This is a genomic window from Parvibaculum sp. (assembly GCF_049651025.1).
GTDB lineage: Bacteria > Pseudomonadota > Alphaproteobacteria > Parvibaculales > Parvibaculaceae > Parvibaculum.
The window spans coordinates 1-9,786 of record NZ_JBASBH010000110.1 but is presented as its reverse complement, the minus strand read 5'-3'; the positions used below and the strand labels follow the sequence as shown (position 1 = coordinate 9,786).

11 protein-coding genes and 1 tRNA gene are annotated in these 9,786 nt (G+C 62.8%); 7 read left to right on the top strand and 5 right to left on the bottom strand.

What is annotated here, in order from left to right; all coding sequences use genetic code 11:
* On the bottom strand, positions 1-798 hold a 798-nt coding region (gene tsaD, locus WA943_RS14760), incomplete at its 3' end, for a tRNA (adenosine(37)-N6)-threonylcarbamoyltransferase complex transferase subunit TsaD (protein WP_424470655.1).
* Positions 799-922: 124 nt separating this feature from the next.
* Here tsaD and hemC point away from each other — a divergent pair.
* The 6 genes from hemC to WA943_RS14730 all read left to right on the top strand — a co-directional run bounded on the left by hemC (position 923) and on the right by WA943_RS14730 (position 6,670).
* The gene (gene hemC, locus WA943_RS14755) at positions 923-1,849 is read left to right on the top strand and encodes a hydroxymethylbilane synthase (protein ID WP_424470654.1); all 927 of its coding nucleotides are present in this window, start codon (positions 923-925) and stop codon (positions 1,847-1,849) included.
* 6 nt (positions 1,850-1,855) lie between these two features.
* Positions 1,856-2,569, top strand: coding sequence for a uroporphyrinogen-III synthase (locus WA943_RS14750; protein WP_424470653.1), 714 nt, complete (start codon positions 1,856-1,858; stop codon positions 2,567-2,569).
* A gap of 94 nt (positions 2,570-2,663) precedes the next feature.
* Positions 2,664-3,884: a COG4223 family protein gene (locus WA943_RS14745; RefSeq protein ID WP_424470652.1), complete on the top strand. Its 1,221-nt coding sequence runs from the start codon at positions 2,664-2,666 to the stop codon at positions 3,882-3,884.
* Positions 3,884-5,443, top strand: coding sequence for a heme biosynthesis protein HemY (locus WA943_RS14740; RefSeq protein WP_424470651.1), 1,560 nt, complete (start codon positions 3,884-3,886; stop codon positions 5,441-5,443). The genes WA943_RS14745 and WA943_RS14740 overlap by 1 nt, the downstream gene beginning before the upstream one ends.
* On the top strand, positions 5,437-6,477 hold the full coding sequence (locus WA943_RS14735) for an alpha/beta fold hydrolase (RefSeq protein WP_424470650.1): 1,041 nt from the start codon (positions 5,437-5,439) through the stop codon (positions 6,475-6,477). The genes WA943_RS14740 and WA943_RS14735 overlap by 7 nt, the downstream gene beginning before the upstream one ends.
* Positions 6,478-6,594: 117 nt before the next feature.
* Positions 6,595-6,670: transfer RNA gene (locus WA943_RS14730), tRNA-Thr, on the top strand.
* Positions 6,671-6,704: 34 nt separating this feature from the next.
* Here the strand turns inward: WA943_RS14730 and WA943_RS14725 are convergent.
* Complete coding sequence (locus WA943_RS14725; RefSeq protein ID WP_424470649.1) at positions 6,705-7,910, bottom strand: CaiB/BaiF CoA transferase family protein; 1,206 nt, start codon at positions 7,908-7,910, stop codon at positions 6,705-6,707.
* Between the two features lie 80 nt (positions 7,911-7,990).
* Entirely contained in the window at positions 7,991-8,446 is a 456-nt protein-coding gene (locus tag WA943_RS14720; protein ID WP_424470648.1) for a HugZ family protein, read from the bottom strand.
* A 127-nt stretch (positions 8,447-8,573) separates the two neighbouring features.
* On the opposite strand from WA943_RS14720, the gene WA943_RS14715 reads away from it, so the two are divergent.
* Entirely contained in the window at positions 8,574-8,696 is a 123-nt protein-coding gene (locus WA943_RS14715) for a hypothetical protein (protein WP_424470647.1), read from the top strand.
* Positions 8,697-8,704: 8 nt separating this feature from the next.
* Here WA943_RS14715 and bfr read toward each other — a convergent pair whose 3' ends face one another.
* Positions 8,705-9,187 (bottom strand): bacterioferritin, encoded by a 483-nt coding sequence (bfr, locus tag WA943_RS14710; RefSeq protein WP_424470646.1) that lies wholly within the window; start codon positions 9,185-9,187, stop codon positions 8,705-8,707.
* Positions 9,188-9,300: 113 nt separating this feature from the next.
* The gene (locus tag WA943_RS14705; RefSeq protein WP_424470645.1) at positions 9,301-9,501 is read right to left on the bottom strand and encodes a (2Fe-2S)-binding protein; all 201 of its coding nucleotides are present in this window, start codon (positions 9,499-9,501) and stop codon (positions 9,301-9,303) included.
* Positions 9,502-9,786: the final 285 nt, after the last annotated feature.

The window sequence follows — 9,786 nt, the reverse complement described above, 5'->3', positions numbered from 1 at the left end:
GATAAATGCCTCTGCCATATGCATTGCATTGGTCGTGCGGTCGGACAGCACGTCGCCTGCCGCCGCCTGGAATGCAGCGGCGATGTCGGCGCGCGTCTGGTGGTCGAGCGTCGTTTGCGCTTCGGCGAGCTGGCGCACGGCGGTCTTGAGGCCCGAAAAGGAAAAGTCGCAACCCGCTCTGCCGATCAGCGGGCGGGGCAGGGAGAAGCGCGCGGGATTTCCCTCGCGGGCGATTTTCTCGACTGCAGGGCCGCCGGGAAAGCCAAGACCCAGAAGCTTTGCCACCTTGTCGAAGGCCTCGCCCACCGCATCGTCGATCGTCGTGCCGAGACGGCGATAGCGCCCGACACCTTCGACGATGAGAAGCTGGCTGTGGCCGCCTGAGACGAGAAGCAGCAGATAAGGAAAGGGCGCGCCATTGGTGAGGCGCGCGGTCAGGGCGTGGCCTTCAAGATGATTGACCGCGATGAGCGGCAATCCGCGGGCAAGCGCGATGCCTTTTGCGGTCATCAGGCCCACGATCACGCCGCCGATCAGTCCCGGTCCGGCGGTTGCGGCAATGCCGTCGAGATCGTCCCAGCCGATTTCCGCGTCGTTCATTGCGCGGCCGATCAGCCCGTCCAGATGCTCGACATGGGCGCGGGCGGCGATTTCGGGCACGACGCCGCCATAGGGCGCATGTTCCTTGATCTGCGAGAAGACGGCATTGGAGAGAATCTGCCCCGTTCCATCGGCTGCGCGGCGCACGACAGCGGCTGCGGTTTCATCGCAACTCGTTTCAATGCCCAGAATTGTCAAACCGGCGGTCTCAAGGCGCGTCACTAGGTAGCTCCTTCAGGGAAAAGGGTTCGCTGGCGGTGCCAATGGTTTATAAGGACGCCTATATCCCTTCAAACCTCGCCTTACACCTGAGAGACGGCCTATGCAACGTCGCTTCCGCATCGGTACACGCGGTTCCAAACTCGCGCTTATACAGGCGCATATGGTTGCCGGCTTTGTCGGTCAGGCGCTGGGCCTTCCAGCCGAAGAGGCCGCCGAGGTCGTCGTCATCAAGACGACCGGCGATATGGTGCAGGATCGCAATCTCTCCGAGCTTGGCGGCAAGGGGCTTTTCACCAAGGAAATCGAGGACGCGCTTTTCGATGGCAGCATCGACATTGCCGTTCATTCGATGAAGGACATGCCGACGGTTCTGCCCGAAGGCCTCATCATCGATTGCCTGCTGGAGCGCGCCGATCCGCGCGATGCCTTCCTGTCGTCGAAGGCCAATTCCATTGCGACCCTGCCGCATGGCGCTGTCGTCGGCACATCCTCGCTTCGCCGTGCGGCGCAGGTCAGGGCGCGTCGCCCGGATGTGACCGTCGTGCCGTTTCGCGGCAATGTCGATACGCGCCTTCGCAAGCTTTCCGACGGCGTGGCCGATGCGACGCTGCTTGCCATGGCAGGCCTGACGCGCATGGGGCTTCTCGACAAGGTGACGGCGCCTCTTTCCACCGAGGAAATACTTCCCGCCGTTGCGCAGGGCGCGATCGGTGTCGAGCGACGCATGAATGACGATGAGGCTGCTCGCGTGCTGGCGACGTTCCATCATGCGGAAACGGGTTTGCGCGTTGCGGCGGAGCGTGCGCTGCTTGCCGTTCTCGACGGGTCCTGCCGCACGCCGATTGCGGCGCTTGCAGAGATCTCGGGCAAGAAATTGTCGCTGCGCGCGATGATCCTGACGCCCGATGGCGCGGAAGTGATCGAGACGTCGCGCGATGGATTGGCGTCCGATGCCGTGGCTCTTGGCGTCGATGCGGGGCAGGAATTGAAGTCCCGCGCGGGCCCGCATTTTTTCACCGTCGAGTGAGCGGCCATGCGTTTGCTCGTCACGCGACCAGACGAGGATGCGGCGCCGTTGATTGCCGCGCTCCATGCGCGCGGGCATGAAACGGTAGCAGCGCCACTGCTCGATATCAGATTTCTTCCGCCGCCCGTCATTCCGTCTGCATCGTGGCAAGCGATATTGGTGACGAGCGCCAATGGCGTTCGTGCGCTTGCGCATCATCCCGAGGCGGCGCGGCTCAGGGCCTTTCGTGTGATCGCGGTCGGCGAGGCGAGCGGCGAGGCCGTGCGCGCGGCGGGCTTCAAAGACGTCGAATGCGCGGAGGGGGACGTCATTTCTCTGGCGGCGCTTGTTCTCCGCCGTCTTGCGCCCGCAGCCGGGCCGCTTCTGCATATTGCGGGTAGCGTCACCGCCGGCGATCTCAAGGGCGATCTCGAAGCGCGCGGATTCAGCGTCGAGCGCATCGTGCTTTATGAGGCCGTCACGTCGCAAACATTGCCGCAATCGGCTCGAGCCGCGCTTGAAGTGCGCGGGGTCGATGGTGTGCTTCTCTATTCGCCGCGCACGGCCCGGACCTTTGCCACGCTGGTGCGGGAGGCGGGGCTTGCCACATTTCTTTCAGGCGTCACAGGCTATTGTCTGTCGCAAGCCGTCGCAGATGCGCTTGCCGGGCTTCCATTTGCGGAGCTGGCGGTTGCCGCCGCGCCGAGCCAGGCTGAGCTTTTGAAGCTAATCGACGCCTGAGGCGTTTAGTCATGAAATTGGCCCTTCTTGCCTTTGTGGAGCCATGATCCCCTCTATAGTGGGGCCACAGACTGATTAAAGAGATGCTGAGCCCATGAGCGATCCGACCGGCAACAACCAGACCCCGTCCGAACCAGAGGCTGAACTTCTGGGGCCGGAGCGAACGCAAAAAGCGGAGGCGCGACGCGCCAAGGAGCCGCCGGTGATCGAGGGCGAGGCGGATGAAGTGACGGGTGGGAGCACGTCTGCTGCTCCTGCGTCGAAAGACACGCCTTCCAGATCACGGGGCAGCGCGTTCGGCCTCGGTGTCGGGATTGCAGCGGGTGTCGCCGGTGCACTTGTCGTCGCGCTGGTTGGCTACTCGCTTGGTTTTGGCCCCGTCGACGGAACGGGCAAGCAGGTGCTGGCCGATCTCGATGCGCGGATCGCATCCGTCGAGACGAAGGACGCCGAGAGCGCCGCGCGCCTTGCCGCCGCCGAAGAGAAAATTACTGCGGCCACGCAAAGCGCCGATGGCGTTGCGGCAACCGGCGCGCGTCTCGACAAGATCGAGGCGGATGCCGCCGCCCTGAAGCAGTCGCTGGCCGAGGCCGGTGCTGCGACACAGGCAAGCCAGCAGAAGCTTGCCGAGCTTGCGGCGAACATGCCGCCTGCGGGCATTGCCGATCAGCTCACGCGACTCGAGGCCATGGTGAGGGCGCTCAATACGGCGGTGGATGCGCTGGCGCCAAAGATCGACCAGATGGATGCCCGCGTCGCGGCGCTTGAAGCGAAGAAGGACGATCCCGACGCGGCGGCGCGCGCGACGCTCGGGCTTGCGCTCGCCAATCTTTCACGCGCGGCCACAAGTGCGGGGCCGTTCGATACAGAACTTGGCGCGATGGCGAGCTTCCTGCCCAACGAGCCGGAGCTTGCTGCGCTTAAAGATGCGGCCGCGCGTGGCGTGCCGACAGAGGCAAGCCTCAAGGATCGTTTCCCCGCGCTTGTTCAAACCGTGCTCGATGCGGAACGTCAGACAACGGATAGCAGCCTCTTTCAGCGCTTCATTGCCAATGCGCGCATGCTCATCACCGTGCGCCGCACGGGCGAGATAACGGGCGAGGACACGCAAGCCGTCCTCGCGCGCATGGAAGAGCGGCTGAAGGCGAATGATCTCGCCGCTGCCGTGAAAGAAGCGCATGGGCTCAAAGGCGCTGCCGCCGATGCTGCCGCTCCATGGGTGAGGGATGCCGAGGCGCGCGTCGCGACGACGCAGCTTCTGCGCGATCTCACTGCCCGTGTTTCTGCGCGTCTTGCTGCGGGAGGCAAGGGCTGATGCTGCGCGCGCTTTACACGTTTCTCATCATTGCCGTATTGGCGGTTGTCGCCGTCTGGCTCGCGGACAATCCGGGCGACCTCGTATTGCACTGGCGCGGCTATGAAGTGCGCACCAGCTTCGTCATCGGTATCGGCCTGCTTGTTGCCGTCGCCTTCCTTGTTCTTTTTGTTTATCGGCTGGGCGTCGGGTTCGTCAGAAGCCCGGCCAGCGTTTCGACCTTCCTTGAAACGCGCCGTCGCCGTCGCGGCTTTCTCGCTCTGTCGCGCGGCATGGTCGCGGTCGCGGCGGGCGACGCGGCGGAAGCCAAGCGTTATTCGGGACAGGCGCGCAGGCTTCTCGACGAGACGCCGCTGACGCTGCTTCTTGCGGCGCAGGCAGCGCAGCTCGACGGGCGCGAGGAAGCGGCAACCGGATATTTCGAAGCGATGCTCGGCTCGCCCGAAACGGCCTTTCTCGGATTGCGCGGGCTTTTCGTGCAGGCGCGGCGCGCGGGCGACCGGACGCGTGCGCTCGAGATCGCGCGGCGGGCTTTCGAGATGCGCCCCAAGACAGCATGGGCGGCCCAGGCGGTTTTCGAAATTGAAACATCGGAGGAAGATTGGGGCGCGGCGCTTAAGACGCTCGATCGCAGTCTGTCCGCCAAGCTTCTCACACGCAACGAGGCGCGCCGTCGCCGCACCGTTCTTCTCACCGGACAAGCCATCGTCGCGGCGGAAGCAGCGCATATGCAGGTGGGCGATGCGCGCAAGGCCGCAAACGAGAAGGCGCTGGCGGAGGTGCTTCAGGCGGTTTCGCTCGATCACTCATTCGTTCCCGCCGTCGCTCTGGCGGCGCGGCTTTGCGGCGAGACGGGCCGCGTGCGCAAGGGTGCGAAGCTCATCGAGGATGCATGGGCGCAAGCACCGCATCCCGAACTGGCCGACGCCTATCTTGGTCTTGTCGAAGGCGAGAGCGGCTATGATCGCTTCAAGCGCATGAAGCTTCTTGCCGGTCGCAATCGCGATCATCCCGAAAGCCGTGTGGCGCTGGCGCGTGCCGCCATCGGCGCGCGCGACTGGCTTGCAGCGCGCGGCGCACTCGAGCCCTTTATCGGCGAGAATGCAGCGGAGCGTCCAACACAGCGCATTTGCGAATTGATGGCGGAGATTGAAGAAGGCGAGCATGGCAATCGCGGCAGCGCGCGCGAATGGCTTGGCCGCGCGCTTCACGCGCCGGAAGATCCGGCCTGGACGGGCGAGGGCTGGCGGTCTGCCGTCTGGTCGCCGATCAATCCGGTGACGGGCGAGTTCGACGCGCTTGAATGGCGCGTGCCGGGCTTGCGGCTGCTGCCTGTCGAACGTGCGGCAATGCCTGCACCGACCCCTGCCGAAGAGGTGGCCGTTCCTGCCGTGCAAGAGGCATCGCCGCGCGAGCCTGTGATTCAAGTCACCCGGCCGCAGCTTGAAGAAGACGAGGCGATTGCGTTCCCGCCGCCGCTGCCGGATGATCCCGGTCCTGAAGGTCTGGATGAGCTTGATGCCGAACCGGACGACGCGCAGGGAGGACGCAGATGGTAAAGCGGATTTTTCAGGGCGTGGGCTTGCTGATTGTGCTCGCGCTTGTCGTGATCGCCGTCTCGGTGGTCCGTTTCGACAAGACGAAAGACGAGCTTGCGAAATATGCGGCGGCGCCGTCGCAATTCATTTCGCTGGCGGACGGTGCTGTTGCGCATGTGCGCGACCAGGGCAATCGCGAGGGCCCGGTTCTGGTTCTCATCCACGGGTCGAACGCCTCGCTTCACACCTGGGAGCCCTGGGTGGCGCTGCTTGGCGCGAAGTACCGCATCGTGACGATGGACATGCCGGGGCATGGTCTTACCGGCGCGGTTCCCGGCGATGATTATTCGCGGACGGGAATGGTCGCCTTTACCCATGAAGTTCTGCAGAAGCTCGGACTGACCCATTACGCCATCGGCGGCAATTCCATGGGCGGCGGGGTTGCCGCGCAATATGCGGAGGATTATCCCCGCGAAGTGACGGCGCTCATTCTGGTCGATGCGGCGGGCTTGCCGCGCAAGATGCAGCCCGGCGAGAAGATCCCGCTCGGTTTCCGCATTGCGCGCATGCCGGTGCTCAACAAGATCATGCTCTATGTCTCGCCCCGCTCGATCTTTGAAGAGGGCGTGCGCAAGGTCTTCGTCGATCAGTCGAAGGTCACGAACGAGATGATCGACCGCTATTACGATCTCAATCTCTATGACGGCAATCGCCGGGCAACGGGCATTCGCTTCCGCCTGCCGCAGAACGACGAGACGGTGGCAGAAAAGCTCGGGGAGATCAGGGCGCCGACGCTTATCCTCTGGGGCGACAAGGACGGTCTTATCCCGGTCGAGAATGCGGCCGAGTTCCAGAAGCGCATTTCAGGCGCCAAGGTCGTGATTTATCCAAATGTCGGGCATATCCCGATGGAAGAAGTGGCTGAAAAGAGTGCCGCCGATGTCGATGCTTTCCTGAGTGTCGCCTTGACGCCTGCCGCCGTCGCGGCGCCCGTCGAAACGGCTCCGGTTCATCACAATGGCAAGATCGAAGTCATGCCGATAAGCCCCGAGTAAGCTTTCCGACCTATTCTTGCCCCCGGCCCCCTTCAAAGCCTGTTGCCAAAGGGGGTGGGCCGGGGTATTTCAGGCTCGCTAACGGGCAGTCGGCTTCAAGGCTATCCCCGTTCCGGCGCCGCTTTAGCTCAGTTGGTAGAGCACCTCATTCGTAATGAGGGGGTCAGGTGTTCGAGTCACCTAAGCGGCACCACTTTTCCCCAATGTCATTTTGATCGAGCCACGCGTCAGGCCGCCGCGCCGGATGCGATCATTGCGTCGATGGCCGCTTCGCTGAGGCCGATATCTGCCAGCACCGTGCGGGTATGTTCGCCGAGCGCCGGAGCCATGCCGGGTTGCCGCTTCTGCTGACCGGCGATCATGATCGGGCTGTCGACGGTGCGCAGTCCGTTGGCATTTTCGATTTCCGGCAGAAAGCCATTGGCCGCGACCTGCGGGCAGTCCAGATGGTCTGTCGGCTGGGCGATCGGGCCGAAGGTAATGCCCGCCTGCTGGAAAAGCGGCTTCCATTCCGACCAGTCCCGCAAGGCAATCGCGTCTTCGAGCAGCGCAACCAGCGCGGCGGAATTGGCGCGTCTTGCCTCATGTGTCGCAAAGCGCGGATCGTCGCGCCATTCGGCCTTGCCGAGGATATCGGTCAGCAGCGGCCATTCGCGCTGGTAATTCAATATGGCGAGCATGAACCAGCGGCCGCAGCGGCATTTGTAAAGTTCGGTGAGTGCGCCGCGTTGGCCGCGCTGCAGCCGGATGGAAAAGTCCGCGTCGCAAAGAACAGCCTGCATCCAGATGCCGTTCGACCATAGACCGTTTGAAAGCAGCGACGTTGAAACCGCGCTGCCTTTGCCCGTGCGCTCGCGCCTGTAAAGCGCTGTCATGATCGCGCCGAATAGAGCTGTCGCCGTTGGATGATCGCCCATTCCGGGTACGGAGAAACCGGGTTCGGTCTCCGGCGTTGCGCGCACGGCGTCCATCAATCCCGAGCGTGCCCACCAGGCGGTCGCATCATATCCCGTGCGGTCTTTCTCCGGCCCGTCTTCACCGTAAGGCGTCAGCGAAGCATAGATGATGCGCTCGTTGAGCGGCATCACGTCTTCGGCGCGGAGCTTCAGCCGGTCGCGGATCGGTCCGGGGAAATTTGTGATGAAGACGTCGGCCTTCGCGATCAGGGTTTCGAGCACGGCGCGGGCGTCGGGGTGCTTCAGGTCGAGCGCGAGGCTTTCCTTGTTGCGGTTGTCGAGCGTCCAGAAATAATCCTGCTCGGCGGTCGGCATGCCGGGCACCTTCATCAGTTGCCGATAGCTGTCGCCGATCACCGGCGGCTCGATCTTGATCACGCGCGCACCGAAATCCGACATGATCGTCGCCGCTGCCGGACCGGCGATGAAGCTCGCGCAGTCGATCACCAGCAGGTCCTCAAGGAGTCGCTTTCCCATAAATTTCTCCCGCTCGATATTCTGGTTGCATCGAGGATGGGGGAGGGCGCGTTTCGTGTCGACGGAAAAGGCGGGCCAATTCAGCCCGAAAATTCTCCGCCGGGGATTTCGACAATGCGACCGAAGCCGGCGATGAGATGGGCGCGTTCGATCGTCAGGCGGTGGAAGTTGAAGTCGGGAAAGCCGGCATAGGTTGCCGCTTGCGGGTGCCTTGCCAGAAACCGCGCTTTCGCGTCGGCGATTGCGGCGGCGTCGGTGAGCCGGGTGATGGTGCCGATCAGCGTCACGCGCGCATTTGCCAGCGGGTCTCCGCCGCGCTCGTCGCGCAGCAGCAGCGAGGCGCGCGGATTGGCGCTGAGGTTTTTCGTGTGCAGCGCCATGGTGGAAATCAGGAAAAGCGGCGCGCCGTCCTCAGTTCGCGCAAAGGCGACGAGCGAAGTCAGCGGATAGCCATCGGCACTCACCGTGCCGAGCGCGCCGGTCGAGGCTTGTTCAAGCAAGCGACGGGCGGTGCGCAGCGCATCGCTTTCAGACATTGGCGTTCTTTCCCGACGCGGCTTTAAAGCGCATTTCGCCTCATGATTTTCGCCGCAATTCGGCTGCTGGCCGGTGCTAGTATGACACTAGCGATTCAAGCCTGCTGCCCCGACGAGGTCTTCTTCCATGAACAAGCGATTGGCCGTTCTTTTGATGCTTCTCAGTTGTCTCGTCGCCGCCTGTAGCACGGTGGAAGGCGCGGGCCAGGACATTTCCGACACGTCGCGCTGGATCAAGAACCGGCTCTAGGCCGCGCTTCAGGAGGGGTCGCCTTCGCCCATCTGCGACTGGAGGTAATTCTCGATGCCGACGCTCTTGATCAGGTCGAGCTGGGTTTCGAGGAAGTCGATGTGTTCCTCCTCCGATTCCAGAATGTCCTCGAAAAGCTCGCGCGTGATGTAGTCGCGAGCGGTTTCGCAATAGGTGATGGCATCGCGATAGAAGGGGTGAGCCTTCATTTCGAGGTCAAGGTCGGCGCGCAACGCCTCCTCCACCGTTTCGCCGATCCGCAATTTGTCGAGATCCTGCAGATTGGGCAGGCCATCCAGGAAGAGGATGCGCTCGATCAGCTTGTCGGCATGCTTCATCTCGTCGATCGATTCGCGATATTCGATCTCGCCGAGACGTTTGAAGCCCCAATGCTTGAACATGCGAGCATGCAGGAAATACTGGTTGATGGCGGTCAATTCGAGCTTTAGGGCCCGATTGAGAAATTCGATGACCTTGGGGTCGCCCTTCATGGCCGTACTCCTGATGCGTTGAACATGCGCATGGTCGGCCGGCAAGGCGGGCGGGTCAAACCCTAAATATGAAGCTAAGTATCAGTGTCAACGAGAGTTTCTCGTCTGCCGACTCAGTCCGCGGCAAGCGCGAGCGCGTTTGCGCACTGGCTCTGGCTGATCATGTCGGCCATGTCGGGAAGGCAGCGGCCGCATTGCGGCTTACAGCCGGCGGCGCGATGAATCGCGGCGGGGCTGTCGATCGTGCCAGCGCCATTGGCGAGGATTTCGCTCACCTTCCGGTCGTTCAATGCATTGCAGATACAGACGAACAAGGGACTCTCCTGCTTTCAGCTTGCAAGGGAGAGCATGTCAGAGCTGCGCGTCTTATGCAATTGCGAGTTGTTAGCAAACTTGTTGTTTCACGGAGCAGTTTCTGGCGCTTTTCCGCCAATCCCGATTTCCGCACGCTGCGACAGATTGGCCCCTCATCGTCACACTGAACCTGATCCGGCACTCATCTTCCTCCGCTCGTCGTCATGCCGGACTTGATCCGGCATCCATCTTCCTTCGTGTTGGCGGTAAAGGTGGACCCCGGGTCAAGCCCGGGGTGACGGGTG